This window comes from Castellaniella sp., assembly GCF_049671645.1.
Classification (GTDB): domain Bacteria; phylum Pseudomonadota; class Gammaproteobacteria; order Burkholderiales; family Burkholderiaceae_B; genus Castellaniella.
Genome location: NZ_JBATVG010000026.1, coordinates 121418 through 147585, shown reverse-complemented (window position 1 = coordinate 147585; position 26168 = coordinate 121418). Strand labels below are relative to the sequence as shown.

The following is a 26168-nucleotide window of genomic DNA, read 5'->3' as shown; positions in this document are numbered from 1 at the left end:
GCGCTGCGGCGCGCGTGCCGGGCGGCGGCGCTGGCGGCCGGCGCTGCCGTGCTGGCGGGTTGCGCCTTTACCGGGAATGGCCTGAATACGGCGGGGCTGGATCATATCGTGGTGGGGCGCACGACGTTGGCGCAGGCATCCGAGGATCTGGGCGCTCAACCGACCGATACCTGGCAGCAGGGCGATACCGTGCTGGCCCGCTGGGCCTATAAGGGCACGGCCGCCACCGATGCCTTCTATGTGCGTCAGGAAGTCTGGCTGCGCTTCGGGCCGGACGGCACTTTCCAGCGCATGGAAAACAGCGTCAATGTCCCGGTGTTGCGCCATCCCAGGACCGCGGCCGAGGCCGATCGCGAAGCGGCCCGACAGCGCGCCAAAACCGCAGCGGCATCTCCCGCCGCGGTGCCTCCGGCCGCCGCCGAGGCGCCCGTGGCCGATGACGGCATGATCGTGATTCCCGGCAACGGCGAACCGGCCGCGCAGCCGGCCTCCGCCGCTGCCGCCGGCCCTATTCCGGTGCCTCCGCCCCCGCCGCTGCCGGCTGGCGGCACGGCGCCCGCGGCCGGTTCCGCCAGTCAGCCGCTCTTGCCGGAGGGTACCAGGGTCGTGCCGGGCGTGACCTACCCCTTGCCGTCGAAAGGCCGCTGAACGCTCGACGATTGGCTGCGGCCGGGCTCAGCGGCAGGACTCAGCGGCAGGGCGGCGAGGCCTTGCGGCGGCCGGGACGGCCTGCGTCGCGATGGGCGCGTCGCGTCCGGATGGTCCTAAAGGCCCGCCAGACCGCGGGCGATCCGCGCCATGGCCTGGTAGCCGTCTTCAAACAGCCGGGTCAGGAAATCGCTGCTTTGCGGGATGACGATGGCCAGCATGATCAGGCCCGTCGTCAGGGAAATCGGAAAGCCCACGGCGAAGACCGATAACTGCTGCGCGGTGCGGTTCAGGATACCCAGCGACAGGTTGATGGTCAGCAGCACGATGATGATGGGCAGGGCCAGCAGCATGCCGGATATCCAGATCTGGGCGCTCCAGTCCAGCAGTGCGCCCCAGCCTTCGGGGTGCAGCGGCGCGCCGATGGGAAGCAGTTCGAACGTGCGCACCAGACCGTCGATCATCAGCAGGTGGCCGTTGACCGCCAGGAACATCAGCATGGCGACCAGATTGATCAGGCGCGACAGCACGGCCGTATTGGCGCCGGTGGCCGGATCGAAGAAGGATGCGAAGGCCAGCCCCATCGGCAGGCCGACGAACTCCCCGGCCATCATGGTGGCGGTGAAAATCAGCCGCATGCACAGACCCAGGGCCATGCCGATCAGCACCTGCTGCGCCGCGATCAGCAGTCCCGCGTAGGACGCCGGCGCGATGGTTGGGACCGGGCCGACCAGGGGGGAAACAACGATCGTGAGGACCACGGACAAGCCGATCTTCACCCGGGTCGGGATGGAGGATTCACCCAGGACGGGCGCCAGGGCCACCAGTCCGGCGATGCGAAACAGCGGCCATAGCAGGCCGCTGATCCAGGCATAGAGCTGGTCGATCTGGAAATCGATCATGGATCGGGGTCAGCTGGCCAGGCCGGGGATGGAGTCCAGCAGGGTGCGGATGTAATCGACCATGGTGGTGATCAGCCACGGCCCCAGCAATACCAATGCCGCTCCCACGGCCAGCAGCTTGGGAATGAAAGACAGCGTCATTTCATTGATCTGCGTGGCCGCCTGGAAGATGCTGATCAACAGGCCGACCAGCAAGGTCACCAGCAGCAAGGGCCCGGCCATCATCAGGGCCACCCGCAGGGCCTGATACGTCATGGACATGACGGCTTCCGGTGTCATGGGCATACCCCCTTATTGGTAGAAGCTGCGGGCCAGGGACCCCAGCAGCAGATGCCAGCCGTCGGCCAGCACGAACAGCATCAGTTTAAAGGGCAGGGAGATGGTGACGGGCGGCACCATCATCATCCCCAGGGCCATCAGCAGACTGGCCACCACCAGGTCGATGATCAGGAACGGGATGAAAATCGTGAAGCCGATCTGGAAGGCGGTCTTCAGTTCGCTGGTGACGTAGGCGGGGACCAGCACCCTCAGCGGCGTGGCGTCGGGGGTGTCCAGCGGGCCGACCTTCGCCATCTCGGCGAACATGCTGAGATCGGCTTCGCGGGTCTGGCGCAGCATGAAGGTCTTGAGCGGCTGGGCGCCTCGGTCGAGCGCCTGTTCAAAGCTGATCTGATCGCTGGCCAGCGGCTGATAGGCCTGGGTGTAGATCTGGTCGAACACCGGCGACATGGTGAAAAAGGTCAGAAACAGCGCCAGCCCCACCAGAATGGCGTTGGGGGGGGATACGCCGGTGCCCAGGGCGTTGCGCAGCAGCCCCAGCACGATGATGATGCGGGTGAAGCTGGTCATCATCAGCAGGGCCGCCGGCAGGAACGACAGCATGGTCAGCATGACCAGCGTCTGCACGCTGAGCGACCAGGTTTCCGTGCCGTTGGGGCCGGGCGTGGCGGTGAGCGCGGGCAGCGTCGCCTGGGCCAGCGTGCTGCCGGGCCAGATCAGCAGCAACAGCAGGGCGGCCGACAGGCCGCGCAGTGCCAGAGCGCCGGTGGGGGAAAGGGCGTGTGTGCGGGAGTGCCGGCGGAACATCAGGATCTCGACAGGGTCTTGCCCAGCGATTCTGCGAAATCGGCCACTGCGGCCGGGGCGCCGGGCGCGGCCGGCAGCGTGTGCAGCAGCGTGATCTGCTGGGGGGTCACCCCAAGGACCAGGCGGGTGTCGTCGATCTGGACGACGGTCAGGGAGCAGCGGGCGCCCAGGCTATGGCTGCCCAGCACGCGCAGGTTGGCGGTTCGGTGCTGGTTGCGGATCCAGCCCCCGCGGCGAGCCATCCAGGCCAGCGCCAGCAGCAGGACCAGGATGAACAGCAGCGCCAGAATGACGCGCAGGATCTGAGCCTGGTCCATCGGCGATCAGCGGCGGTTGTTCAGCCGGGCGATCCGGTCTGAGGGGGTGATGATGTCCGTGACGCGGATGCCGTATTTTTCATCCACGACCACGACTTCACCCTGAGCGATCAGGTAGCCGTTCACATAGATGTCCATGGGTTCCCCGGCCAGGCCGTCGAGCTCGACGATCGAGCCCTGGCCCAGTTGCAGGATGTTCTTGATGGTCAGGCGGGTGCGGCCCAGTTCGACCGACAATTGGACGGGGATGTCCATGATCATGTCGATATCGCTGTCGGCATCGGCAGCCTGCCCGACCAGCGGCTGGAAGACTTGCGCGGCCGCAGGCTGAGCCGCCGCGGCCGGAGCGGCGGAGGTCTGCTCGGCCAGGGCGGCGGCCCAGTCGTCCTCGGCGCCCAGGCCGGCGGCCTGGGTGGGTTGATCGTGCGCAGTCTGCTGCTGCTCCGCCAAGGCTGCGGCCCAATCGTCTTCTATATTGGGGGGCGTAGCGGAATCCGGCTGGCTGGGATCCTGGGTATCGTCGTCTTTGATGTCGCTCATTTCTTTGTGCGGGCTAGCAGTTGGTCGGAATCCCCGGGCGTGGCCAGAATTTTATGGACGCGCAGGGCATAACGGCCGTTGAAGGTCCCGTAGCTGCAATCCAGCACGGGAACGCCTCCGACGCGGGCCGTGACGTTGGGTTGGGCATCGACGGGCAGCACGTCGCCGACGGCCAGGTGCAGCAGTTCGGCGATGGACGTTTCAATGCGGGCGAATTCAACGCTGAGTTCGACCTCGGCGCTGCGGACCTCGCGCGACAGTTGCTGGGTCCAGCGCTGGTCGATGGAATCGGCGGCGGACTGTTGCAAGGGCCGCGTCAGGATGTCGCGGATGGGTTCCAGCATGGAATAGGGCAGGCAGACATTGAGTTTGCCGCCCGAGGCGCCGAGCTCGATATTGAAGGTGGACAGCACCACCACGTCGTTGCCTGAACCGATGTTGGCGAACTTGGTGTGCATTTCCGAGCGCATGTATTCGAATTCGATCGGATAGACGTTGTCCCAGGCCTGCCCGTAGCATTCCAGCGTCAGGTTGAGCAGGCGGCGGATGATGCGCTGTTCGGTATTGGTGAAGTCGCGGCCTTCGACCCGGGTGTTGTAGCGGCCGTGGCCGCCGAACAGGCTGTCGATGACCAGGAAGACCAGATTGGGGTCGAAGGTGAACAGGCTCGTGCCGCGCAAGGGCTTCATGGCGACCATGTTCAGATTGCTGGGGACCGGCAGATTGCGTTCGAAATCCGAGTACTTCTGGATCTTGATGGCGTTGACCGTGATGTCCGCGTTGCGACGCATGAAACCGAAGAACATGGACCGCAGGCGCCGCGCGAAGCGTTCGTTGATCAGCTCCAGCGTCTGCATGCGGTGACGCACGACCCGGTCGGGCGACCCCAGATCGTAGGGCCGCACGCCGTCTTGCGGAGTGTCGGCGGAGGATGGCGCCGAGGACTCCTCGCCAGTGACCCCTGCCAGCAGGGCGTCGACCTCATCCTGGGAAAGCATGCTTTGGTAGGGCATTACTGCACCACGAAGGCAGTGAACAGCACGTCGGACACCTGGGGGCCGGGCAATTGCGCCGCGAAGGGACGGGAGAGTTCGGTCTTGATGGCGGTGCTGAGCGCCTGGCGGCCGTCCGGAGTCTGGATCCTGGCGAGTTCCTGGGCCGACAGGACCTTCAGGATGCGGTCGCGGACTTCGGGCATGTAGTCCTGGATCTGCTTGCGCGAGGCGTCGTCGGCCAAGCGCAAGGTGATCGCGGTGTACAGGATGCGATTGCGGGTTTCGCCGTACAGCGTGACGGTGAAGGGCTCGAGTTCGGCGAAAATGGGGGCCGGAACGACAGGCGGTGCGGCTGGGGCTGCGTTGGTCGTCTGCGCGGCCGGGGCTGCGGGACTGGTCACGCTGGTTCTGTTCAGGAACAACATCGTGCCGCCGACGGAGGCGCCGATGATGACGATGAGCAGGAGAATGAATTTAAGTAGCCTGAGCATGGTTCCGGTTCAATGTGTCACTGGGATCGGGAGGCTGCATTGTAATGCCTGGGCCGCCCGATGTAACAGAAAGGTTTCACACGAAGGTATCCACCAGGGCGTCCGGGTGTCTGGCCGGACGGGGGAGGGCTGCGAGATCCGCAGGGCTGTTCGCGGCAGCCGTGCCGCCATCCAGGCTGAAGACCGAGCCGTCGGACGATCCCGAGCCCTGGGCGGATTGGCCGGACTGCTGCTGGCCGGCTTGTTGGTCGCTGACGTTGGCCTGGCCCAGTGACAGTCCTGCCTGGGCCAGTTGTTGTTCCAGGTGCGGCAGCGCGTTTTCCAGGGCTTGGCGCACATTGGCGTGCGGCGATACGAAGGAAGCCTGGGCCAGCGAGTCGCCCAGGTGCAGCGTGATGTGGATGGGGCCCAGTTCGGGCGGGTTGACGTGCATCATGACGGTGTGCCCGGCTGCAGCGCCGGGCTGGATCAGGTTCAGCACCTGGCGGCTGAAGTCCTGCGGCCATTGAGGGTTGCCGAGGGGCGTGGGCACGGTCAGCTGGATCGGCGCCTGGGCCGTGGCGCTGGGTGCCTGCGGCAGCAGGGTGGCACCCAGTGGGGCGGCCTGCGCGCCCGCCAGGGCGTCCGGGACCGCCGCCAGGGACGCGGCTGCGGCCTGCCGGTGCGCGCCAGCGCCGGGGGCGACGTCGGTGGCCAGCAGGTTGTTCGTCGGGGTTTTGCCGTCCGTGGCTGCGGACAGCGCGGCGCCGGCGCGGCTGGCGGCATGTTTGACGGATGCGCTTGCGGGCTCTGCGGTCTGGTGCGGCGCCTGCGCCGTGCTGGCGGAGATCGCCTGCCCGAGGCTAGGGCGAGGTGCGCGGGACGCGAGGGGCGCATCATCGGTCGGGGCGTCGGCGGCGTCGGTTCGCAGCAGCGCAGCGGCGGCGGACCCGTGCCGGGCGAGAGTCGGCGCGTCGCCGGGCGCGGCGTCGGTGCCGAGCCGGGCTGCGCCCGTCTGGTGACGCAGGGCGGCCGGTACCGGCTGCACCAAGGGCTGCATCAGCGGCAGGGCGGTGCTGTCCAGGATCAGGGCCAGGGTTTCGTCCGGCCCGAGCGGGTCTTGTTTTTTACCGGCGTCGGCGCGTGCGTCATCGGCGTGACCTGCCGGGGGCGTCGTCGTGGCTTTGTCGCCCGTCGCGGCGCTGCGCTGGCTGGACAGCACATTTGAAAATGCAGGGGTGTCCTGGGGCGCGCCGGCATCCGCCGCGCGCGCCGGAGTGTCGGCGGGCGGCTGGCTGGCGTGAACGGCAGGAAGAACGGGCATGTTCATGGCTAGGGCGGATTCAATGAGGCTGTCGTAGTCGTCGGTACATGCCGGCAGCGGCTTCGTCGCTGGCGCGCTGTTCGCGGCGTTGTTCGCGGGCTTGCAACTGGCTGAGCTGGCGGGCCTTCAGGGTTTCGTACGAGTTCAGTCGGCGCTTTTCGTCATGCCACTGTTGGCGTCCGGCGGCGATTCGCGTGTCGATCTGGGCGAGGATTCTATTTTGCTGGGAAATCGCCTCGTCCAATGTGGCAATAAAGTGCCTAAAGTTATGGTAATTCGAGGCCGTTACACCGCTTTCCGTGGTGCTCTGCAAACGCTGGGTGTAATCGCCGCGGTAGCCGTCCAGGGTATTGAGCTGGCCCTGCGCTTCGCGGCGCTGGGTGCCGAGTTCGGCCAGCGCGCGCCCGGCGTCGTCCAGCTTGTCCTGGGTCAGATTGATCAGCACATCAAGCGGAGTTTCAGGAATCATGGATGGTCTCCTGCCCCAGGACGCCGGCCAGGGCGGCGACGGCGGCCGGGTAGTCCACCTGCACGTCGATACCCTGCTGCAGATAGCCTTCGAGCCATGGATAGCGTTCGATGGCCTGGTCGATTTCCGGATCGTTTCCCGCAGTATAGGCCCCCACGGCGATCAGGTCGCGGTTGCGCTGGTAGCGGGACACCATGCGTTTGAATTGATGGACGCAGCGGAACTGGCTGGCCGGCACGATGGCCGACATGACACGGGAGATCGAGGCCTCGATGTCGATGGCCGGGTAGTGGCCGGATTCCGCCAGGGTGCGCGACAGGACGATGTGGCCGTCCAGGATGGCGCGGGCGGAATCCGCGATCGGGTCCTGCTGGTCGTCGCCTTCGGTCAGCACCGTATAGAACGCGGTGATGGAGCCGGCGGGGCGGTCGCCTTGCGGCGCCCCGTTGCCGGCGCGCTCGACCAGGGCGGGCAGCTTGGCGAAAACGGATGGAGGGTAGCCTTTGGTGGCGGGAGGCTCGCCGATGGCCAGGGCGATTTCACGCTGGGCCATGGCGTAGCGCGTCAGGGAATCCATGATCAGCAGCACGTGCTTGCCCTGGTCGCGGAAGAACTCGGCCAGCCGCGTGGCGTAGACGGCGCCTTGAAGGCGCAGCAGGGGGGATACGTCGGCCGGGGCCGCGACCACGACCGAACGGGCCAGCCCGTCCGCGCCCAGATTCAGTTCGATGAATTCCTTGACCTCGCGGCCGCGTTCCCCGATCAGGCCGACCACGATGACGTCGGCCCGGGTATAGCGGGCCATCATGCCCAGCAGCACGCTTTTCCCGACGCCGGAACCGGCGAACAGGCCCATGCGCTGGCCCCGGCCTACGGTCAGCAGGCCGTTGATGGCGCGCACGCCCACGTCGAGCACGGTATCGACCGGCGCGCGGGTCAGGGGATTGATCTGCGTGGCCGTCAGGGGCGCCATGTCCAGATCGGTGGGCAGCGGCTTGCCGTCCAGCGGCCGGCCCGCGCCATCCAGCACCCGACCCAGCAGGGCCTGGCCGACGGGCAGGTGGCGCGCCTGGTCCACGCCGATGGTCTGGGTGGGATCGGCGCGCGGCGTGGAGGGCAGGGGGACGGGGTCCAGCAACAAGGTTTCCGCAGGCACCACGCGGGCGCCGGGGCGCAGGCCTGTCGTGTCGCTTTGCGGCATCAGATACAGGGTGTCGGCATGGAAGCCGACGACTTCGGCGTCGGCCCACAGATCGCGTTCCGGGGACACCTGTACCTGGCAGGCGGCGCCGACCGGCAATTGGAGGCCGGTGGCCTCCAGGACCAGGCCGGTGGCGCGGGTGACGCGGCCCTGGCGGCGCGTGGGCTGGCGGGCCTCGATGCGCCGTTCGCACGTGTCCAGCTGATCGCGCCAGCGAGCGCCGGCGCTGTCCATGACGGCATCAGAGGCCGTCATGGTCGCGGGCCGGAGACGGCCCCGTTTTCTGGCCCAGGGCCGACACGATGCGCTCCCAGCGGGTTTCCAGCGTCGCGTCCACGGATCCCAATGCGGTTTCCGCCAGGCAGCCGCCCCGCGCGATGCGTTCGTCGGCGATCAGGCGGTAGTTGGCGTGGTCGGGGTTCTGTTGCAGGGCGGCGCTGACCAGGCCCAGGTCGTCGGGATGCAGGCGCAGGTTCAGGGGGGCGCCGGGCTCAGGCCTGGATTGCAGCACGTCGCGGACGACCGCGAGGATATGATCGGGGTGTTCGCGCAGCTGGTCGCGCAGGACCTGTTCGGCGATGCGGGTCGCCAGGCGGATCAGGGCTTGGCCGACTTCCGCTTCCAGGTCGTTCAGCGCGCCGGCGCAGGCCTGGGCGACGGCGTTCAGGCGCGCCGCCTGTTCCCGGGCCAGGGCGGCGCCTTCGGTGTGGCCGGATTCCAGGCCTTGGGCATGGCCTTCGGCGCGGCCCGCCGCCAAGCCCTGGCCGTGGCCCTCGGCGCGGCCGATCTCCAGGCCCTGGGCGTGGCCTTCGGCATGGCCCTTGTCGAAGCCTTCCTGATAGCCTTTGTCCAGGCCTTCCTGCCGTGCCTGGGCCAGGGCCTGGGCGCGGCGGCGCAGCGCATCCGCCTGGGCGGGCTCGCTGTCGGTGGCCCGGCGCTTGGGCTGGGCCCGCAGGGATTCCAGGGAGTCCATTTCCCAACGCTGCCAGCGGGCGCGCGTCTGGAGGTCCATGGAAGGCTTGTCAGACATACTGATCGTTGCCCATGCTCAGGTTGATCTGGCCCGCATCGGCCAGTTTCCGGGCCACCATGAGAATGGCCTTTTGTTCTGTTTCGACGCGGGACATGCGCACCGGACCCTGGGCTTCGAGGTCGTCGCGCAGGATCTCGGCGGCGCGGTTGGACATGTTCTTGAAGAATTTGGCGCAGAGCTCTTCGCTGGCGCCCTTCAGGGCGATGGTCAGCGAGGCGGTGTCGATTTCCTTCAGGATCAGCTGGATGGCCGCGTCTTCCACGTCGGCCAGGTTGTCGAAGACGAACATTTCGTCCACGATGCGCTGCGCCAGATCGGCGTCGACTTCGCGCAGGCTGCTGACCACGGCTTCTTCTTCCGTGGTGTTCATGAAGTTCAGGATCTCGGCCGCCGTGCGCACACCGCCCATCTTCGAGCGCTTGGCCCCCTGGCCGGACAGGACTTCGTTCAGGACGTCGGTCAGTTCGTGCAGGGCGGCAGGCTGCACGCCGCCGAAAGTGGCGATCCGCATCATGACGTCGTTGCGGGAACGCTCGTTGAGCAGGGCCAGCACGGCCGAGGCCCGATCGCGTTCCAGGTGGACCAGGATCGTGGCGATGATCTGCGGGTGCTCGTCGGCGATGAGTTCGGCGACGTTGGACGGTTCCAGCCAGTTCAGGGCGTCGATGCCCGATCCCGTGCCTTCGCCGGCCTCCAGGATGTCTTCGATCAGGCTGGCGGCGCGGTCGGTGCCCAGGGCCTTGGTCAGGACCGACCGGATGTAGTCATCGGACCCGAGCGTGACGGCCATGAACTGGTCGGCTTCGCGGCGGAAGTCCTCCAGGACCTCATCGACGTCGGCGCGCGTGACCTGCTTCAGGTTGGCCATGGCCGAACCGATCTGCTGGACCTCGCGCGAGGACAGGTATTTGAAGACTTCGGCGGCGGCGTCCTCGCCCAGGGACATCATGAGGATCGCGCAGCGGTTCAGATCGGGTTCAGGATTTGGCATTCTTGGGGTCCATCCAGGATCGCAACACCATGGCGACGGCACGCGGGTCGCGCTGGGCCAGTTCGCGGGCGGTGTCCAGGTTTTCCTCGTAGCGGTTCATTTCCGTTGCCCTCAGTTCGTCCTGACGGCGCTGTTCGCGCATGGTTTCCAGGTGAGCTTCGTTCTTGACGCGCTCGACCTGGGCATTGGCAAAGCCCTGCACGATGGGGCGCACGACCGAGCGCCACAGGAAGAACAGCGCGATCAGGATCAGCAGAACCTTGCCGATCTGCAGCGCCAGGTTCTGGTACGCGGGGTTTTCCCACGGTTTGAAGCTGGGTTCCTGGTTGGTGAATTCGCTGTTCACCACGCTCAGGGTGTCGCCCCGATCGGCCGAATAGCCCATGGCCTGTTTGACCAGCGCGTTGATGTTGTCCATTTCGGACGCGTCCAGCGGCGCGGGCTGACCATCCTTGTCACGATAGTTGACGACGACGGCCGCCGACAAGCGCTGGATCGTCCCCAGTTCGTGTTTGACGTGGCTGATCGTGCGGTCGACTTCGTAGTTGACGGTGGCGTCGTTGCGCGCCGAACCCCGGTTCGCGGGAGTCGGCACGGGCACGCCGTTGACCGTGCTTTGCTGGGTCTGCGCCTGGGCGCCTTGCTGGGCCGGGGCCTGGCCGTTGGCGCCCTGCTGGGCCGGCGCGGTCTGGATGGGAGCCGTGGCGTTGGCCGGGGGCTGATTGGTCAGGGCGCCGGGCACGCCTTCGGGCGAAGACACGTTGTTCTGCACGGAGTCGCTGGTCTGCTTGCTGCGCACCGCCGCCGTGCCGGGGGTTTCGTTGGGCCGGTAGACTTCGGAGGTCTGTTCCCGCTGGGAGAAATCGACATCGGCGCTGACCTGGGCGCGGACATTGCCCGAGCCGACGATGGGGGTCAGCAGCGTCAGGATGCGCTGGGTGGTGCGTTGTTCGATGTCGGTGACGAAGTTGCGCCGGGTGCTGTCCATGCCGGCCTCGCCGCCGGGTTTGGACAGCAGATGGCCGTCCTGGTCGACGATGGATACGTTTTCAGCATTGAGCTTCGGCACGCTGGACGACACCAGCCAGGTGATGGCCGAGACCTGGGCCTCGCTGAGGCTGCGTGAGGGGAACAGGGTGATCAGCACCGACGCGGTGGGGGCTTCCCGGTCGCGCACGAACAGCGATTGACGAGGGATGGCCAGATGCACCCGAGCCGACTTGACCGGCTGCAGCGCTTCGATGGAGCGGGCCAGCTCGCCCTCCAGGGCGCGTTGGTACGTGATCTGTTCTGTGAACTGGCTGGCGCCGAACTGGGGTTTGTCCAGCAGTTCGAAGCCCACGCTGCCGCCGCGCGGCAGGCCTTGTTCGGCCAGTTGCAGCCGCAGCGCGTAGACCTGGTCGGCGGGCACCAGGATGGTGGCGCCGTTGTCCGCGAATTTATAGGGGATGTTGCGCTGGTTCAGAACCGACACGATGGCGCCGCCGTCGCGGGATTCGACGTTGGAAAACAGGGTTTTGTAGTCGGGTTCGCGCATCCACATGGAAGCGACGACCAGCAAGGCGACGACCGCGGCGGCCATGCCGAGCAGCACGGGGCGCGGTAATGCGGCCAGCCGCGCCAGGGCGGGGTTTTTGTTCGTCCAGTCGGCAATCGGGTTCATCGAGCGGGAGATGCAGAGGGGGCCGCGAGGCTGCGCCCGGGCCAGAAACCGTGGGTCTGGATGATGTGCATGCTGATGCGGCAGTATGGAGGATGGATGGCCGCCATTATGGCGGGGATTGCAGTTCGGGCAAGCGCTGAAAAGCCCCGTTTTTGGGGCTTAGTTAGGTTGATATCGCGAATCGCTTAAATTGCCGGGACTTGTTCCTGCTATTGGCGGCCTAGCGATCGAAATGCAGCGCGTATAGTACAACGCTGGCCCGTGTCGTCATGGGCCGGCATCCGTCAGCAACCTTTTTTCGATGGCTCCGACATGATCAATTCCCAGGCCTTGGCCAGCGTTGAAAATCTGCTTTCCCAGATGCGGGCGGTCACGCGCGCGTCCCAGGGGCTGGCGGATCAGCCTGGGGTGGCGCAGGCGGATTCGGCGGGCGGTTTCGCGTCGGAACTGGCGCGCTCCCTGAACCGGGTGTCCCATGCCCAGAACGCAGCCAACGCCCAGGCGCGGTCTTTTGAGATGGGCGATCCCAACGTGTCGCTCAGCAATGTCATGATCGATCTGCAAAAGGCCGGGCTGTCGTTCCAGGCCACGGTGCAGGTGCGCAATCGCCTGGTCGAAGCCTACAAGGAAATCGCCAACATGGCGGTTTGACGCCTAGGACGGCTTTTTCACGACGCCGTCGCTCTCGGTATCCAGGGCGTATAGCCAGGCCAGCAGTTCGGCGATGGCGACATACAGCTTGGGCGGGATATGGGCGTCCAGATCCACTTGCATCAAAAGCCCCACCAGTTCCGGAGACTCATGAATGTACAGGCCGTGTTCGCGCGCTGTGCGGATGATGGTTTCCGCCAGGTTGCCATAGCCCTTGGCGACGACGCGCGGCGCCTGGTCGTCCTGGTCATAGGTGATGGCCACCGCGCTGGGGCGGTGGAGGTCAGCCGGCCGCGACTTCATGCTCTGCGGGATCCGAGTCGATGGTGGGCGTATCCGCGGCCTCCGGGTCGCGGTCCTGCACGGACAACTGGCTGGCCTGCAGGCCCTGGGCCAGCAGGCGTGAACGCAGCGGTTCGATCGATTGGTTCAGGCGCTGCGCCGACTGGGGGGCGATCAGGCGCATCACCAGCTGGTCGCCCAACAGGCTGAGCCGGGCTTCGACCTGGCCCAGTGAGGGCAGTTGCAGGTTCAATCGGGTGGACCAGTGTTCCTCGGCGACGACGGGAGTCTGGCCGTCATCGGGCTGGCGGCGTTGGACCTCCCAGCGCATGTCGGCGCCGGGCCAGGCTTCTCCTTGCCAGACGAAGCCCTGGTTGGCCAGCACTTCCAGTTGCTGGCGCACCAGGAATTGCGCTTGCGGGTCAATGCCCGGGATGGGGGTGTTCGCGGACGGATTCTGGGGCGTGGCGGTGTGGCTTGCGCCGGTCTGGGTCGTCGAGGCGCTGGTCTGCGCCCCGGGATCCTGCGGCGCGGCTGTCTGGGCCTGCTGGATGATCGAGGACAGGGATGCCGGCGTTCCCCCGGCCTGGGGGGCGGCAGGGAGCTGCTGCCCTGTCATCTGGCCCTGGGGTTCCTGGCGCAGGGCCTGGGCGGATGTCTTGCCGGCCGCCAGTTGGGCCATGTGCGATTCGTAGAACAGGCCGCTGCCCTGGATGGACTGCGATAGGGCCTGGATGAAGCGGGCCGCCAAGGCGCCGGGCTGATTCAGGTTGGTCGCCATCTGGGCCCAGATCTGGGTGGCGCTGGCGGCCTGGCTGGGGGCGCCGGCCGTGGCGGCCGGCATGCCGGGGCCGGGCGCCGCGCCCGCCTGGGCGCCGCCGCTTGCGGCTTGGCCCGGCTGGGTGAGCAGCGGCGCGCGGCCCTGGATGGTCTGGTTGGCCTGTGGGAACTGGTTCAGCAGGGCCAGGATGATGCGGGCCGCGTATCCCAGCGTCGTGGGGGCGGATTGCGTGGCGCCCTGAAAGGTGGATGATCGCCCCAGCAGGTTGTCCAGCTGAATTTCCCGGCCGGCCTTGCCCACGGCTGCGCGGCGCTGGCCTTCGGCGCTGGCCTGGTCGACGGCTTCGCGGGTGTCGCGCCGGGCAGGGTTTTGCAGGGCGTTGGGGTTTTCAGGATTGCCCGGCTGGGGGACGGCCTGGGGGCCCGCCCCCGATGCCAGGTTGGCCTGTTGCCCCAGGGTCGTGCCCAACGCCGCATCCAGGCGCTGGATGAGCAGGGTGCCGAGGTTGGAAGGGGCCCCGATGCTCATGGCTTACTGCGGGCGCACAGTGCTGTAGTACGCCTGCAGGACGGTGCGCTGGCGCTTGATCGTGCCCAGCAGGTGGCTGAGGCGATCGAGTTCCGGCGCCACCAGTTGGCGGATCTGGGCGTCGTCGTCCAGAATCCGGGTGAGAAGCTCCCGCCGAGCGGCTCTTTCGTCGTCATCCAGGGGGTCCAGCCGTTTCAATTGCTCGACCGCCTGGTGATATTCGGTTCCCAGCGTCACCAGGTCATCCCACTGTTGCGACTGAGCCATTGCTCGCATGCGTGCGGAAATGTCGGCAATGGCCTGGTAGTGTTGCAGGAGTGATTCTTTGGGTGTGCTCAATGCCGGGCCCCCGAGCTTAGCCGTTGGACGAGGTTTTGAATTGCGGATCGACGGCGGTGTACCAGGCTTCGGCCAGATCGCTGAGCTGCTTTTCGGCGGCTGCCAGTTTGGCGGCGTCACTGTGCAGGTTGGCCTGCATGAGGTCGCGAATGATGATTTCGTAGGAGGCAATCAGCAGGCGGGCGATTTCGCCCCCCCGCTCGGTGTCGACCCCGGCCTTCAGGCCGGAATCGACGATGTCGATGGCTTTGGAGATGGCCTTGCCGCGTTCGGCGATGTTGCCGTTTTGCAAGTGATGACGCGCCTGCGCCAGCGCCGTCAACGCCCCTCGGAACAGCAGCGAAATCAGCCGTTCCGGCGAAGCGCTGAGGACCTCGGTTTCCAGGCCGATGGTGGCGTAGGAACCCGTGGCCCGGGCGGTGCGTGAGCGTGGCGCGTACGTCATGATGTGTCTTATTTGTTCTTGGTGCCATTCAGGGCGCTGAGCTGCTGCGACAAGTAGCTGCTGAGCGAGTTCATCTGGCTGACCATGGCATCCAGCTGGGTGAACTGGGCGCGGTAGGTGTCCATGCGCTGGGCGATGCGGTCGGAGGTGGCGTCGTACTGCTTCTGGATGTCGGCGACGGTCTTGGTCATGCCGTCCTGAGCCGTGCTGAGAATGCCGTCGAACTTGATGAAGGAATCCGCCGTGCTGCTGACGCTCTTGCCGATGCCGGTGTCGCCGGTGAACAGGGACTTGACGCCTTCGCCGTTATCGGCCAGGGCCGCGCTGAGTTTGGCGTCGTCGATCGACAGTTGACCGGTCTTGGGGTCGGTGGTGATGCCGATCTGGGCCAGGTTGGTGCCCTGGGTTGCGTCAAAGGCGCCGGAGATCGCGTCGCGCATGCGGGTCTGCACCGAACGGGCGATCGAGTCTCCGGTCAGGGCGGACGAGGTCTGGCTGTCGACGTTGTAGGCCGTCAGCGTCTTGATGCTGCCCAGCAGGCTGTTATAGGCCTTGACGAAGTCCTGGATGGCCTTTTTGGCCACGGTATCGTCTTTGGTCAGGTTCAGGCTGGTGGCTGTTCCGTTGGTGGTCTGGTTCAGCGTCAGCGTGACGCCGTCGATGACGTTGCTGATGGTGTTTGTGGCGCTGGTGATGGCGATGCCGTTGATCGTCAGCTGCGCATCCTGAGCGGCCTGGCCCTGTGTGACGCCCGCGGTGTCGGCCCCGGCGTATTTCAGGAAATTGTCCAGATCCGTGTTGCCCGAGACGGAAATTGCGGTTGCGGCGTTTGCCGCCCCGGTTTCGCGGCTGGTCAGCAACAGGCGATAGGGGGTGCCGCTGCCGTCGTTGATGATGGTGGCGTTGACGCCGATGTCCGCGTCGGCATTGATGGCTTTGGCCAGGCCGTTGAGCGAGGTGTCCGCGCCCAGGTCCAGTGTTTTGGTATCGCCGCTGGCCAATGTGATGGACAGGGTGCCGCCGCTGCCGATGCTGGTGGTGCGGTCGGCCTGCCCGGCGTAGACCAGGGTTTGCGACGAGGCCAGCTGGGTGACGTCGACCGAGTACTGGCCCGCGATGGCCTGGTTGGTGGCGGTGGCGGAAATGGCGTCCGAACCGGCCTTGGTGGTCAGGGCTCCGAAGGAGTCGGTATTGCCCACGGCGTCGGCGGCCTTCTGGAAGGCGGACACGGCGTCTTTCAGCGTGCCATAGGCGGACAGCTTGGATTTGGCGGCGGTCTGGCGGTCCTGGATGACGGCCAGCACCTGATTTTCGTTTTTCTGCAGGCTGTCGAGCAGGTCGGTCAGCGGCAAGCCCGAGAGGCCGAGAGATGAAACGGATGCCATGGTGAGTACTCCTTGGAGCCATTATGCGCCGGAATCATAACGGACAAAACCGGCGGCAGAGGGCGGATTCAGCTGTAGTTCAGTGTTTGATGCAAGAATGCGGTCAGGCTTTGGTGTCCACACCGGAACCCTGCAGCTGCACGATCATTTTCGCAATGCGCAGCATGGCTTCGGAGGGGATGGTCTTGATGACGTCGCCGCTGGCGTTGTCGACGATGGAGATCACCAGTTGCTGGGCGTCTTTGTCCATGTCGAAGCGGACCCCGGTGGACCAGGCCTTCAGGCTGTCGTTGACGGATTCCAGGGCCTTTTCCAGAGAAGACTTGGGCGGTTCCGGCTGGGGTTTCAGCGTCGAATCCTGCAAGGTGGACTGCTGCGAAGCGCCCGACTGCGCGTTGTCGCCGGCCATGACCGGGGCGACAGGTTCGGGTTTGCCGGCGGGTCGTTCGGAAGCCGCGGGGGCCAGGCCCAGGCTGGCAGGCGTCAGTTGGTTGCCGATGGGGTGAATCATGTGCGTTCCTTTGCGGAAATCATCCATGTGTTCCGAAAAATAACGACCAGGCATGGCCCAGTGTCATCCGACTAGGTTTCTCTCACGGACATAACGGCAGGCCGGAGGGAAAGTTTAGGGAATGAACTTGGTGCATACTTGCATTTTATGTTGCGGAGTCCGGATCGTCCGATGCCCCTGTCCGAGGATCAGCTGATCGCCCAATACGCGCCGCTGGTGCGCCGCCAGGCCTTGTCGTTGGTCGGGCGCCTGCCCGCCAGCGTCGAACTCGATGACCTGATGCAGGCCGGCATGATGGGGCTGCTCGATGCCGTGCGCCGCTATCAGCAGCGCGCCGATGCCCAGTTCGAGACCTATGCCGTCACCCGGATCCGCGGCGCCATGCTGGACGAGCTGCGCAGCCAGGACTGGCTGCCGCGCAGCGTGCGCAGCAAGGCCCGTTCCATCGAAGAGGCCGTGCGAACCTTGCACCATAGTCTGCTGCGCCCGCCAACGGAAACGGAAATCGCGGAAGAAATGGGCCTGGAGCTGGCGGATTACCAGAACTTGCTGGAAGAAGCCCGCGGCGTGCAGGTGCTGATGGTCGAAGACCTGGTGCAGCACCGCGAAGATGCGAGCGGAGAGGCCGTGCTGGACTCCATCGCTGAGACGAGCGGCGCCAATCCCCTGGACTGGCTGCTGCGCGATGGCCTGCGCAATGCCCTGGTGGAAGCTATCCGCCATCTGCCGGAACGCGAACAGCTGCTGCTATCCCTGCAGTTCGAGCAGGATCTGAATCAGAAGGAAATCGCAGCCGTGCTGCAGGTGACCGAAGGGCGCGTGTCCCAGCTGCGGTCCCAGGCGGTGGCGCGGATCCGCGCCTGGCTGTCCAGCCATTCCTGGGCGCTCGACGCGGGCGAGGCGGACCTCGAAAATCTGCTGTAGCCGGACGAACGCGAATGCGCTCCGCATTTCAGCGGAGCATCGCAAGCGCTTGTGCCCCTTAAAAGATTTATATAAAATATATCTTATGCGACTGAGACAGCCGCCAGCCTATGAAGAGGGAATCTCGTCATGAACATCGATCGCTTCAAACACCATCATGTTGAAATCCTGAGCGGCATTGCCGCACTGCGCAAACTGGCGCACCAGGGCGTGGCCGACCACGCCATCGATATTGCGCACGAACTGAAAGCCCTGTCGCAGATCGTGACCCAGCATCTGGCCATCGAGGACCGCATCCTGTATCCCTCGCTGGAACGCAGCGGGGACCAGCGCATGGCCGGCATGAGCCGCGCCTATCAGAACGACATGCCGGGCATCGCCAACGCGTTCATCAATTTCGCCCGGCGTTGGAGCAACGCCACGCTCTTGTCGAAAAACCCGGATGGTTTTCGTGACGAAGCCAATATCGTGCTGAAAAACGTCCATACCCGCATGGTGCGCGAAAACCGCGAGTTCTACCCCGCCATCGAGTCCATGGAAGAAGTCGCTCACGCGTGAAGCCCCGTGTGGCATCCGGTGGCGGCGGTCGACCGGCCGCTCGGGCCCCATCCCCCTGGATGGGGCCTGTCGCGTTTTGCGGGGACGAGGTCCCCGCGCGGGCGGCGATGGCCTGAAAGGCCTCTATAATCCCTGCTTGGTTTCCCCTTGCGGTCACACGAATGAAAACCTCCGAAATCCGTCAGAAGTTCCTGTCCTTTTTTGAGTCCAAAGGGCATCAGATCGTTCCCTCCTCGCCGCTGGTGCCGGGCAACGACCCGACGCTGCTGTTCACCAACGCCGGTATGGTCCAGTTCAAGGACGTGTTCACCGGTAAGGACACCCGGCCCTACCATCGGGCGACGACCGCGCAGCGCTGCGTGCGCGCCGGGGGCAAGCACAACGACCTGGAAAACGTCGGCTATACCGCGCGCCACCACACGTTTTTCGAGATGCTGGGCAATTTCAGCTTCGGCGACTACTTCAAGCGCGATGCCATCAACTACGCCTGGACGCTGCTGACGGAAGTCTACGGCCTGCCCAAGGAAAAACTCTGGGTCACGGTCTACCAGGAAGACGACGAGGCCTACGACATCTGGGCGCAGCAGGTAGGGGTGCCCACGGAACGCATCATCCGCATCGGCGACAACAAGGGCGCCCGCTACGCATCCGACAATTTCTGGCAGATGGCCGACACCGGCCCCTGCGGGCCCTGTTCCGAGATCTTCTACGACCACGGCCCCGAAATCTGGGGCGGCCCTCCGGGTTCGCCCGAGGAAGACGGCGATCGCTACATCGAGATCTGGAACCTGGTGTTCATGCAGTTCGAGCGCGATGCCCAGGGTGTGATGAACCCCCTGCCCAAGCCCTGCGTCGATACCGGCATGGGGCTGGAACGCATTGCCGCCGTGTTGCAGCACGTGCACTCCAATTACGAAATCGACCTGTTCCAGAACCTGATCCGCGCGGCTGCCCGCGAAACCGGGGCCACGGATCTGGCCGACAATTCCCTGAAGGTCATCGCCGACCATATCCGCGCCTGCAGCTTCCTGGTGGTCGATGGCGTCATTCCCGGCAACGAGGGGCGCGGCTACGTGTTGCGCCGCATTATCCGGCGCGCCTTGCGTCATGGCCACAAATTGGGTCAGAAAGGCGTGTTCTTCCACCGCCTGGTGGCTGACCTGGTTGCGCAGATGGGGGCCGCCTATCCTGAACTGGCCGCCCAGCAGGCGCGGGTCGAACAGGTGTTGCGCCAGGAAGAAGAACGTTTCGGCGAAACCCTGGAAAACGGCATGCGCATCCTGGAATCGGCCCTGGCCGATCTGCCGGCCGGCCAGCCGCTGGATGGCCAGACCTTGTTCACTTTGTACGATACCTATGGTTTCCCCGTCGATCTGACGGCCGACATCTGCCGTGAGCGCAAGATCCAGGTGGATCTGGACGGCTTCGAGGCCGCCATGGCGCACCAGCGCGAGCAGGCCCGCGCCGCCGGCAAGTTCAAGGCGGCGGCCGATCTCAGCTACGATGGCGTGGATACCCGGTTCGACGGCTATGAGCACCTGGAAGGCCAGGGCTCGGTGACGGCCCTGTATGTGGATGGCACCTCGGTCGACTCGATCGCCCAGGGGCAGGACGCAGTGATCGTGCTGGACGCCACGCCGTTCTACGCCGAATCCGGCGGCCAGGTGGGCGACACCGGCCTGATCCATAACGCGGGGGCCCGTTTCCAGGTCGCCGATACGCAGAAGATCCAGAGCGCGGTCTTCGGTCATCACGGCAGCCTGGTCGAAGGCACGCTGTCGGTGGGCGATGCGGTGCGGACCCAGGTGGATGGCCAGCGCCGCGCCGACACCATGCGCAATCACTCTGCCACCCATTTGATGCACAAGGCCCTGCGCCAGGTGCTGGGCGATCACGTGCAGCAGCGCGGTTCGCTGGTGGACCCCGACAAGACCCGTTTCGACTTCGCGCACGATGCGCCCCTGACGCCTGAACAGATCGTGCGGGTGGAATCCATCGTCAACGACGAAGTCCTGGCCAATCAGGCGGTGCGCACCCAGCATCTCAGCTACGACGAGGCCGTGGCCGGCGGCGCGATGGCGCTGTTCGGCGAGAAATACGGCGACGTGGTGCGCGTGCTGGATATCGGTTTTTCCCGCGAACTGTGCGGCGGCACGCACGTGGCCCGCACGGGCGACATCGGTCTGTTCAAGATTACCGCCGAAGGCGGCGTGGCCGCCGGCATCCGCCGGGTCGAGGCCATCACCGGCCGTAACGCCCTGATCTGGGTGCAGCAGACACAAGACGTGCTGGATCAGGCCGCTGGCCTGTTGAAGACACAACCCGCCGGCGTGCCGGATCGCGTCCAGGCCCTGCAGCACCAGACCCGGCAGATCGAACGCGAACTGGAACGTCTGCAGGACAAGCTGGCCGCCGCTGCCGGATCGGATCTGGCCGGGCAGGCCGTGGATGTGGCCGGCGTCAAGCTGCTGGCCACGCGCCTGAATGGCGTCGACCCCAAGGCTCTGCGCGGCATGGTCGATCAGCTGAAGTCGAAGCTGTCCAATGCGGTCGTCCTGCTGGCGGCGGTGACGGATGACAAGATCAGCCTGGTGGCCGGTGTCAGTCCCGAACTGACTCGCCGCGTCAAGGCCGGGGATCTGGTCGGCGCCGTGGCAGCCCAGGTGGGCGGCAAGGGCGGCGGGCGTCCCGACATGGCCATGGGCGGCGGATCCGACGTCGCGGCGCTGGATGGCGCCGTAGCCGGGGTCGCGGGCTGGCTGGCGGCCCGCCTGGAGACGGCATCGTGACCGATGCCCTGCCTGCGGCGGATCAGGAAATCGACGCCCGGGGCCTGAATTGCCCCTTGCCGATCCTGCGCACCAAAAAGGCGCTGGCGCAATTGGCCAGCGGGCAGGTGCTGTCCGTGCTGACGACGGACCCGCATGCCGGGCGCGATTTCCAGGCCTTCTGCCAGCAGACGGGCAACGCCCTGCTGGCCCAGCAGACCCGGGATGATGCCGTCATGGTGCATTACGTCCGGCGGCGGTGACCGCCGGACCGGACTCGGACATCGTCACTGCAGTCCATCCAGCATCCGGTAGTACGCGATCATCGCATGCACGCCCAGCAGGTGGAAGCTGTGCAGGGGGATGGGTTTGAGCGGCGCTGCCGGATAGGGCAGCCCATCCGCCGAGCCATTGAGGCAGGCGGATGCCAGGATTTTCCCCATCATCGTGCCCAAGGCCACGCCGCGGCCGTTGTAGCCCAGAGCGGCGAATGCGCCGGGCGCCAGTTCGTGCAAGTGCGGGACGTGGTCCGCCGTCATGGCGACGCGGCCGGCCCATCGGTGGGGAAAGGAGACGCCGCGCAGCGCCGGAAATAGCTGGCGCGCGGCGGCGATCAGACGGTCGGCATCCGCGGCCGTGGGCAGCGCCCGGAAGGGGCCGCGCGTGCCGAAGATGAATCGCCGTTCGCGGTCGCGCCGGTAGTAGCTGACCAGATGGCGCGTGTCGGCGGCGGCCGGAACACCGGGGAGCACGGCCGCCTGAAGAGGGCTGGGCAGCGGATCGGTGGCGATCTGCATGGAGTAGACGGGGATGACCGATTCCCTCAGTTGCGGCCACAGATCGGTGGTGTAGCCGTTGGTGGCGATGATCAATTGATCGCATTGCACGCAGCCCTGATCGGTATGGACTTCCCAGCCGTCACGATGCCGCCGGATGTCTCCGACCGGGCTGTTCGCGTGCACGCGCGCGCCGCAGGCCTGCGCCGCGCGCGCCAGCCCGCGCGCATAGCCGAGCGGCTGGACGGTGCCGGCGTGGCCGAAATACACGCCGGCGATGTAGCCCGTGGCCCCCGTCTTCATGCGGATGCGCGGACCGTCCCACTGTTCGACCGGCGCGCCCCGCGCGTGCCACTGCCGGAAGCGCGATTGCAGCAGGGAGGCCCCGCGCGGTGAGCTGGTGACCTGCACCCACCCGCGCTCGGGATCGCAGGCGATGCCGTGACGCGCCACCGTGTCGAAGACCAGATCGGCGGCCTGGCCGATCATCTGCAGCAGGGCTTCGCCGGCCGCCTCGCCATAGGTGGCCGCCAGCCGGTCCGGATCGTACTTGAAGGCGGGGATGACCTGGCCGCCGTTGCGCCCGGATGCGCCGAAGCCCGGTTCGCGCGCGTCCAGCACCACCACGTCGCGGCCGTGTTCCGCCAGCGTAAGAGCGGCCGACAGACCGGTGTAGCCGCCGCCGATCACTGCCACCTGGGCGTGCTGCCGGCCCGACAGCGCGTCGAAGCGCGCCGACTCGAGGGCTGTGGCATGCCATAGGGATGTCTGGAAACTGTCCTGCTGGGGCGGCACGAAGGCCGGCGGCGATGTGGTCAGCATGGCTGTGTGGTCGAGACATAGCCGTTGATCGCGTCCTGGCGGCATTTTTCCGCAGACCGCTCGCTGGCGGGACCCCAGCCGCCGCCGCCCGCGCTTTCGAGCCGGATGATGTCGCCGCGCCGGGCGGGCAAGGCGATCTGCTTGGTGCTGAGCGCGGTTTCCTTCCCGTCGGCCGCGCGCAGGCTGGACATCGCCGGCCGGCCGTTGGCGCCGCCTCGCGCGCCCCAGGGGGCGGTGATGGAACTGCCTTGCTGGAAGAAGACGCTGACGATGAGATCGTCGCACAGCAGTTCGTAGTCGCGCCGCATGGCCAGGCCGCCTCGGTGGCGGCCCGGGCCGCCGGAGTCGGTGACGAGTTCCGATCGGCGGATGCGCACGGGGCTGATGGTTTCCACGATCTCGGCGGCCAGCACGCCGCAGTTGCCGCCGTGCGTGTCCACGGCGGACAGCCCGTCGCCGTCCGAATGCCCGCCCATGCCGCCGCCGATGATGTCGTGGATGATGAAGTAGCGCGGCGTGCCGTCCGGCGACAGCGCCGCCGCTCGTGTGTCGAGGCCTCCGGCGCGGAAGGTGGGAAACGAGATGTGGCAGCCGGCCGCGGTGTGGTCGGGGAGCACGTCGGCCATGGCTTTCAGAACCACCTCGGCCACCCCTTGCTGGGCGAAATGGCGGTTGCCCACGGCGGCGGGCCGCCTGGGATTCAGGAACGATCCGTCGGGGACCGTGATCGTGACGGCGCGGCTGCAGCCGCCGTTGGCCGGTGTGTCCAGGCCCGTCATGCAGCGCAAGGCATACAGCGTCATCGAATAGGTGGACGCCAGAGGGCAGTTCAGCGCGTTCTTGCGCTGGCCGTCGGTGCCGGCATAATCGACCTGGATGCGATCCCCCTCGACCCGCACGGTCACGCGGATCGCGATGGGGGTCTTGCTCGAGACATCGTCCTCGATGAGGATTTCCGCCGTGTGGACGCCGTCCGGGATGCGTTCGATGGCGTTGCGCATGAAGCGCTCGCCATAGCCCAGGATTTCGTCCATCAGGAAGGCGAAGCGTTCGGCGCCGTATCGGGCCACCAGGGACCCGAGCCGTTTTTCGCCGGTGCGGCATCCGGCGATCTGGGCGATCAGATCGCCGGAGCACGCCCGCGGATTGCGCACGTTGCCGGCGATGAAGCGAAAGACGGTGTCGTTCTGGACACCTTCCTTGACCAGGCGCATGGGCGGGAACAGCAGGCCTTCGGCAAAGACTTCGAGGTTGTCGGGCGCCGTGGTGCTGGGCAGTTTTCCGCCGATATCCACGTGGTGCGCGACCGTGGCGGTGACGGCGATGATGGCGCCTTCATGGAAGACGGGGCTCATGAGGACGATGTCCGGCGTATGAGTGCAGCCGCGATAGGGGTCGTTGCAGATCAGCACGTCGCCGGAGCGCCAGGTGTGCAAAGGGATTTCGCGCGTGATGCCCTCGAATGCGTAGGACAGCACGCCCAGTTGCGCGGGGATGGTTTCCGCCTGGGCCAGGAGTTCCCCCTGGGGGGACAGCAGCGCGCAGGAATAATCCAGCATGTCCCAGATGATGGGGGAAAAGGCCGAGCGCTTCAGGGAGGCCGACATTTCCTCGGCGATGGAGATCAACTGGTATTGAAAGACGTCGCGGTCGATGAGGTTGCTGAGCATGGCGGATCAGTCCTGGAGAGAGTGTTTGGAAACGCGCAGCAGGCCGTTGTCCACGCGGGCGGTCTGGTCGGGCAGCAGCAGGATCGTGGTGTCCGCCTGGGTGATGACCGCAGGCCCCTGGATGCGCTGGTTGGCGCCCAGCCGGCGGCGCTCGTAGATGTCGGCGTCGACGTGGCCCCAGTCCGGCCCCAGGTAGAGCGTGCGGCGGCTGGATGGTTTGCCCGGCGTCGCGGGGGGGCTGGATTCCTCGGTGTCCGGGCGCGAGATCGTGCCGATGGCCTCCAGCCGCAGGTTCACCACCTCGCATGGCATGCTCAGGTCGGAAAACCCGTACGTTTGTTCATGCAGCCGCACGAAGCGGGTCAGCATGTCGTCGCGCTGCCAGGTCTGCGCCTCGTCCGTGTCGGACCCGTCCGCCATCGGCACCACCAGTTCGTGGACCTGCCCGATGTAGCGCATATCGGCGGCGAATCGGTAGGCGCGCCGCGCGGGCTCGATGCCGTCGCGCTCGAAGGCGGCATCCGCGCGGACGCGCAGCTCGCTCAGGACGTGGCCGATGTCCTGCGCCGAGAGTTCGTCCAGCGCCCGGGGGAATGGACTCTGGAAGTGGTATTTGATGTCGCTCAGCAGCAGGCCGGATGCCGAGAAGACGCCCGGGCGCGCCGGGATGACGATTTCGCGCATGTCCAGTTCGTCCATGAGGAAGGGGGCGAACAACGATCCGGCCCCGCCGAAGGACAGCAATGAAAAGGCGCGGACGTCGAACCCTTTTTCCACCGACAGGCTGCGGATGGCCTGCGCCATCTGCGCATTGGCGATGGCGACCATGCCGAATGCGGCTTCCTCCGCCCGGATGTTCAGCGTGTCGCCAATGTCGGCTTGCATGGCGGCCACCGCGCGGTCCAGATCGAGCGTCAATCCGTTGGCCAGGCGCACGTCCTTGTCCAGCAGCCCCATGATCAGCGCCGCGTCGCTCAGGGTCGGCCGCGTGCCGCCGCGTCCATAGCAGGCGGGGCCCGGGTTGGATCCGGCGGACTCGGGCCCCACCCGGATGGCGCCGCCCAGATCGACGCTGCCGATGGAGCCGCCCCCGGCCGAGATGGTGGAAATGTCCAGCGAGGTCATGCGCAGGATTTCCCCGCCCATGCTGCGCTCGGTGGCCGTCGCCGCCTGGCCGTCCGCGATGAGCGAGAAATCCGCCGACGTGCCGCCCATGTCGAAGGTGATGAGGTTGGGGATCTGGTGGCGTTCGCTGATGGATAGGGCGGCCACGACCCCGCCGGCGGGACCCGACAGCAGCATGTTGACGGGTTGGCGGCAGGCCGTCTGAGCCGTGGCGACACCGCCGTCGCTACGCATCAGCAGCAGCGGCGCCGTCATGCCGATACCCGGCAACGCCGCTTGCAGGGCCGTCAGATACCGATCCACGATGGGGCCGACGTATGCCGAGGTGACCGTGGTGTTGGTGCGGGGGTATTCCTGCGCCTGCGGGTTGATGTCCGCGCTCTTGTAGATCGTCAGGTCGGGGCGCCGCGCCAGGATGGCGGCCGCCAGCCGGTCTTCGTGCACGGGGTTCAGATAACTGAACAGGAAGCTGATGGCCACCGCCTCCGGCTCCATGGCGCAGATCCGCTCGGCGACCGCCGCGGCGTCCTGGTCGGAAAAGTCGGTGACGATCCGGCCGAAGGCGTCCATGCGTTCGGCGACTTCCACCACCTGCGAGCGCGGCGCCAGCGGCGCCGTGGCCGGGTGTTTCAGCGAATAGCTCAGGGGCCGGCGCTGTGTGCCGATCTCCAGAACGTCGCGGAATCCCTGCGTGACCGCCAGCACCACCCGCGCGCCTGACCGGGTGAGCCAGGCATTGGTGGCGATGGTGAAGCCATGGACGAAGACGTCGATCTCCGACGGGCGGATGCCCGCCTGTCCTGCGACGAGCTGGATGCCCTCGATGATGGCCTGGCTGGATCCGGGCGTCGACAGGACTTTGTCGGCGTAGACCGTGTTTCGGCGCCCATCGGCCAGGATGATGTCTGTGAATGTGCCGCCGACGTCGGCAGAGATGGAAATCATGTGTTGCTTCCGCTTGAAA

At 66.4% G+C, this 26168-nt stretch carries 28 protein-coding genes; 6 read left to right on the top strand and 22 right to left on the bottom strand.

The genetic code is table 11. The features are described from left to right. On the top strand, nt 1-648 hold a 648-nt coding region (locus tag WBG56_RS14520; protein ID WP_424269558.1), incomplete at its 5' end, for a hypothetical protein. 116 nt (nt 649-764) lie between these two features. Here WBG56_RS14520 and fliR read toward each other — a convergent pair. The 13 genes from fliR to fliF all read right to left on the bottom strand — a co-directional run bounded on the left by fliR (nt 765) and on the right by fliF (nt 11639). Continuing rightward, complete coding sequence (gene fliR, locus WBG56_RS14515; protein ID WP_424269556.1) at nt 765-1550, bottom strand: flagellar biosynthetic protein FliR; 786 nt, start codon at nt 1548-1550, stop codon at nt 765-767. A 9-nt stretch (nt 1551-1559) separates the two neighbouring features. Further along, on the bottom strand, nt 1560-1829 hold the full coding sequence (gene fliQ / locus WBG56_RS14510; protein ID WP_424269554.1) for a flagellar biosynthesis protein FliQ: 270 nt from the start codon (nt 1827-1829) through the stop codon (nt 1560-1562). 12 nt (nt 1830-1841) lie between these two features. Beyond that, nucleotides 1842-2636 (bottom strand): flagellar type III secretion system pore protein FliP, encoded by a 795-nt coding sequence (gene fliP / locus WBG56_RS14505; RefSeq protein WP_424269552.1) that lies wholly within the window; start codon nt 2634-2636, stop codon nt 1842-1844. Then, nucleotides 2636-2953: a flagellar biosynthetic protein FliO gene (fliO, locus tag WBG56_RS14500; protein WP_424269550.1), complete on the bottom strand. Its 318-nt coding sequence runs from the start codon at nt 2951-2953 to the stop codon at nt 2636-2638. The genes fliP and fliO overlap by 1 nt, the downstream gene beginning before the upstream one ends. 6 nt (nt 2954-2959) lie before the next feature. Further along, a complete protein-coding gene (gene fliN / locus WBG56_RS14495) occupies nt 2960-3493 on the bottom strand; it encodes a flagellar motor switch protein FliN (protein ID WP_424269548.1) in 534 nt (177 codons plus the stop codon). Next, nucleotides 3490-4506, bottom strand: coding sequence for a flagellar motor switch protein FliM (gene fliM / locus WBG56_RS14490; RefSeq protein ID WP_424269546.1), 1017 nt, complete (start codon nt 4504-4506; stop codon nt 3490-3492). Before fliM ends, fliN begins: the two co-directional genes overlap by 4 nt. Further along, nucleotides 4506-4979 (bottom strand): flagellar basal body-associated protein FliL, encoded by a 474-nt coding sequence (fliL, locus tag WBG56_RS14485; RefSeq protein ID WP_424269544.1) that lies wholly within the window; start codon nt 4977-4979, stop codon nt 4506-4508. Before fliL ends, fliM begins: the two co-directional genes overlap by 1 nt. Nucleotides 4980-5055: 76 nt before the next feature. After that, a complete protein-coding gene (locus WBG56_RS14480; protein ID WP_424269542.1) occupies nt 5056-6282 on the bottom strand; it encodes a flagellar hook-length control protein FliK in 1227 nt (408 codons plus the stop codon). Nucleotides 6283-6301: 19 nt separating this feature from the next. After that, nucleotides 6302-6751, bottom strand: coding sequence for a flagellar export protein FliJ (gene fliJ / locus WBG56_RS14475; protein WP_424269540.1), 450 nt, complete (start codon nt 6749-6751; stop codon nt 6302-6304). Next, nucleotides 6741-8207, bottom strand: a complete 1467-nt coding sequence (gene fliI, locus WBG56_RS14470) for a flagellar protein export ATPase FliI (RefSeq protein ID WP_424269538.1) — start codon at nt 8205-8207, stop codon at nt 6741-6743. Before fliI ends, fliJ begins: the two co-directional genes overlap by 11 nt. Then, the gene (locus WBG56_RS14465) at nt 8194-8982 is read right to left on the bottom strand and encodes a flagellar assembly protein FliH (RefSeq protein ID WP_424269536.1); all 789 of its coding nucleotides are present in this window, start codon (nt 8980-8982) and stop codon (nt 8194-8196) included. Before WBG56_RS14465 ends, fliI begins: the two co-directional genes overlap by 14 nt. Then, on the bottom strand, nt 8975-9976 hold the full coding sequence (gene fliG / locus WBG56_RS14460; RefSeq protein WP_424269534.1) for a flagellar motor switch protein FliG: 1002 nt from the start codon (nt 9974-9976) through the stop codon (nt 8975-8977). Before fliG ends, WBG56_RS14465 begins: the two co-directional genes overlap by 8 nt. Then, on the bottom strand, nt 9963-11639 hold the full coding sequence (gene fliF / locus WBG56_RS14455; protein ID WP_424269532.1) for a flagellar basal-body MS-ring/collar protein FliF: 1677 nt from the start codon (nt 11637-11639) through the stop codon (nt 9963-9965). The genes fliG and fliF overlap by 14 nt, the downstream gene beginning before the upstream one ends. 315 nt (nt 11640-11954) lie before the next feature. Here fliF and fliE point away from each other — a divergent pair, with 315 nt between their 5' ends. Further along, nucleotides 11955-12290, top strand: a complete 336-nt coding sequence (gene fliE, locus WBG56_RS14450) for a flagellar hook-basal body complex protein FliE (protein WP_424269566.1) — start codon at nt 11955-11957, stop codon at nt 12288-12290. 3 nt (nt 12291-12293) lie between these two features. On the opposite strand, the gene WBG56_RS14445 is transcribed toward fliE, so the two are convergent. The 6 genes from WBG56_RS14445 to WBG56_RS14420 form a co-directional block, all read right to left on the bottom strand. Continuing rightward, nucleotides 12294-12593 carry an EscU/YscU/HrcU family type III secretion system export apparatus switch protein gene (locus WBG56_RS14445; RefSeq protein ID WP_424269530.1) on the bottom strand — a complete coding sequence of 100 codons (300 nt, stop codon included), beginning with the start codon at nt 12591-12593 and terminating at the stop codon, nt 12294-12296. Continuing rightward, nucleotides 12574-13881, bottom strand: a complete 1308-nt coding sequence (locus WBG56_RS14440) for a flagellar hook-length control protein FliK (RefSeq protein WP_424269528.1) — start codon at nt 13879-13881, stop codon at nt 12574-12576. The genes WBG56_RS14445 and WBG56_RS14440 overlap by 20 nt, the downstream gene beginning before the upstream one ends. A gap of 3 nt (nt 13882-13884) precedes the next feature. After that, nucleotides 13885-14220, bottom strand: coding sequence for a flagellar protein FliT (locus WBG56_RS14435; protein WP_424269526.1), 336 nt, complete (start codon nt 14218-14220; stop codon nt 13885-13887). Nucleotides 14221-14236: 16 nt separating this feature from the next. Then, nucleotides 14237-14665, bottom strand: a complete 429-nt coding sequence (fliS, locus tag WBG56_RS14430; protein WP_322998372.1) for a flagellar export chaperone FliS — start codon at nt 14663-14665, stop codon at nt 14237-14239. An 8-nt stretch (nt 14666-14673) separates the two neighbouring features. Next, on the bottom strand, nt 14674-16050 hold the full coding sequence (fliD, locus tag WBG56_RS14425) for a flagellar filament capping protein FliD (protein ID WP_424269524.1): 1377 nt from the start codon (nt 16048-16050) through the stop codon (nt 14674-14676). Nucleotides 16051-16153: 103 nt separating this feature from the next. Beyond that, nucleotides 16154-16561: a flagellar protein FlaG gene (locus WBG56_RS14420; RefSeq protein WP_424269522.1), complete on the bottom strand. Its 408-nt coding sequence runs from the start codon at nt 16559-16561 to the stop codon at nt 16154-16156. A gap of 171 nt (nt 16562-16732) precedes the next feature. Here WBG56_RS14420 and WBG56_RS14415 point away from each other — a divergent pair, with 171 nt between their 5' ends. From WBG56_RS14415 to WBG56_RS14400, 4 genes are all read left to right on the top strand, one after another. After that, the gene (locus WBG56_RS14415) at nt 16733-17485 is read left to right on the top strand and encodes an RNA polymerase sigma factor FliA (protein WP_424269520.1); all 753 of its coding nucleotides are present in this window, start codon (nt 16733-16735) and stop codon (nt 17483-17485) included. Nucleotides 17486-17614: 129 nt separating this feature from the next. Further along, the gene (locus tag WBG56_RS14410; protein ID WP_424269518.1) at nt 17615-18043 is read left to right on the top strand and encodes a hemerythrin domain-containing protein; all 429 of its coding nucleotides are present in this window, start codon (nt 17615-17617) and stop codon (nt 18041-18043) included. 161 nt (nt 18044-18204) lie between these two features. Next, a complete protein-coding gene (gene alaS, locus WBG56_RS14405) occupies nt 18205-20832 on the top strand; it encodes an alanine--tRNA ligase (RefSeq protein WP_424269516.1) in 2628 nt (875 codons plus the stop codon). Next, on the top strand, nt 20829-21074 hold the full coding sequence (locus tag WBG56_RS14400; protein WP_424269514.1) for a sulfurtransferase TusA family protein: 246 nt from the start codon (nt 20829-20831) through the stop codon (nt 21072-21074). Before alaS ends, WBG56_RS14400 begins: the two co-directional genes overlap by 4 nt. Nucleotides 21075-21098: 24 nt before the next feature. Here the strand turns inward: WBG56_RS14400 and WBG56_RS14395 are convergent, their stop codons facing one another. The 3 genes from WBG56_RS14395 to WBG56_RS14385 are packed head-to-tail and all read right to left on the bottom strand — an operon-like array spanning nt 21099 to nt 26149. Beyond that, on the bottom strand, nt 21099-22409 hold the full coding sequence (locus WBG56_RS14395; protein WP_424269512.1) for an NAD(P)/FAD-dependent oxidoreductase: 1311 nt from the start codon (nt 22407-22409) through the stop codon (nt 21099-21101). Next, the gene (locus tag WBG56_RS14390; protein ID WP_424269510.1) at nt 22403-24079 is read right to left on the bottom strand and encodes a hydantoinase B/oxoprolinase family protein; all 1677 of its coding nucleotides are present in this window, start codon (nt 24077-24079) and stop codon (nt 22403-22405) included. Before WBG56_RS14390 ends, WBG56_RS14395 begins: the two co-directional genes overlap by 7 nt. A 6-nt stretch (nt 24080-24085) precedes the next feature. Next, on the bottom strand, nt 24086-26149 hold the full coding sequence (locus tag WBG56_RS14385) for a hydantoinase/oxoprolinase family protein (RefSeq protein WP_424269508.1): 2064 nt from the start codon (nt 26147-26149) through the stop codon (nt 24086-24088). Between the last annotated feature and the right edge of the window lie 19 nt (nt 26150-26168).

Coding starts and splice junctions, on each gene's coding strand:
- alaS (WP_424269516.1), top strand. CDS start 18,205: ATGAAAACCTCCGAAATCCGTCAGAAGTTCCTGTCCTTTTTTGAGTCC.
- WBG56_RS14415 (WP_424269520.1), top strand. CDS start 16,733: ATGCCCCTGTCCGAGGATCAGCTGATCGCCCAATACGCGCCGCTGGTG.
- fliF (WP_424269532.1), bottom strand. CDS start 11,639: ATGAACCCGATTGCCGACTGGACGAACAAAAACCCCGCCCTGGCGCGG.
- fliS (WP_322998372.1), bottom strand. CDS start 14,665: ATGACGTACGCGCCACGCTCACGCACCGCCCGGGCCACGGGTTCCTAC.
- WBG56_RS14440 (WP_424269528.1), bottom strand. CDS start 13,881: ATGAGCATCGGGGCCCCTTCCAACCTCGGCACCCTGCTCATCCAGCGC.
- fliI (WP_424269538.1), bottom strand. CDS start 8,207: ATGACGGCCTCTGATGCCGTCATGGACAGCGCCGGCGCTCGCTGGCGC.
- fliJ (WP_424269540.1), bottom strand. CDS start 6,751: ATGATTCCTGAAACTCCGCTTGATGTGCTGATCAATCTGACCCAGGAC.
- fliO (WP_424269550.1), bottom strand. CDS start 2,953: ATGGACCAGGCTCAGATCCTGCGCGTCATTCTGGCGCTGCTGTTCATC.
- fliN (WP_424269548.1), bottom strand. CDS start 3,493: ATGAGCGACATCAAAGACGACGATACCCAGGATCCCAGCCAGCCGGAT.
- WBG56_RS14480 (WP_424269542.1), bottom strand. CDS start 6,282: ATGCCCGTTCTTCCTGCCGTTCACGCCAGCCAGCCGCCCGCCGACACT.
- fliR (WP_424269556.1), bottom strand. CDS start 1,550: ATGATCGATTTCCAGATCGACCAGCTCTATGCCTGGATCAGCGGCCTG.
- WBG56_RS14395 (WP_424269512.1), bottom strand. CDS start 22,409: ATGCTGACCACATCGCCGCCGGCCTTCGTGCCGCCCCAGCAGGACAGT.
- fliP (WP_424269552.1), bottom strand. CDS start 2,636: ATGTTCCGCCGGCACTCCCGCACACACGCCCTTTCCCCCACCGGCGCT.
- fliL (WP_424269544.1), bottom strand. CDS start 4,979: ATGCTCAGGCTACTTAAATTCATTCTCCTGCTCATCGTCATCATCGGC.
- WBG56_RS14385 (WP_424269508.1), bottom strand. CDS start 26,149: ATGATTTCCATCTCTGCCGACGTCGGCGGCACATTCACAGACATCATC.
- fliD (WP_424269524.1), bottom strand. CDS start 16,050: ATGGCATCCGTTTCATCTCTCGGCCTCTCGGGCTTGCCGCTGACCGAC.
- WBG56_RS14410 (WP_424269518.1), top strand. CDS start 17,615: ATGAACATCGATCGCTTCAAACACCATCATGTTGAAATCCTGAGCGGC.
- fliQ (WP_424269554.1), bottom strand. CDS start 1,829: ATGACACCGGAAGCCGTCATGTCCATGACGTATCAGGCCCTGCGGGTG.
- WBG56_RS14465 (WP_424269536.1), bottom strand. CDS start 8,982: ATGTCTGACAAGCCTTCCATGGACCTCCAGACGCGCGCCCGCTGGCAG.
- WBG56_RS14420 (WP_424269522.1), bottom strand. CDS start 16,561: ATGATTCACCCCATCGGCAACCAACTGACGCCTGCCAGCCTGGGCCTG.
- WBG56_RS14445 (WP_424269530.1), bottom strand. CDS start 12,593: ATGAAGTCGCGGCCGGCTGACCTCCACCGCCCCAGCGCGGTGGCCATC.
- fliM (WP_424269546.1), bottom strand. CDS start 4,506: ATGCCCTACCAAAGCATGCTTTCCCAGGATGAGGTCGACGCCCTGCTG.
- fliG (WP_424269534.1), bottom strand. CDS start 9,976: ATGCCAAATCCTGAACCCGATCTGAACCGCTGCGCGATCCTCATGATG.
- WBG56_RS14390 (WP_424269510.1), bottom strand. CDS start 24,079: ATGCTCAGCAACCTCATCGACCGCGACGTCTTTCAATACCAGTTGATC.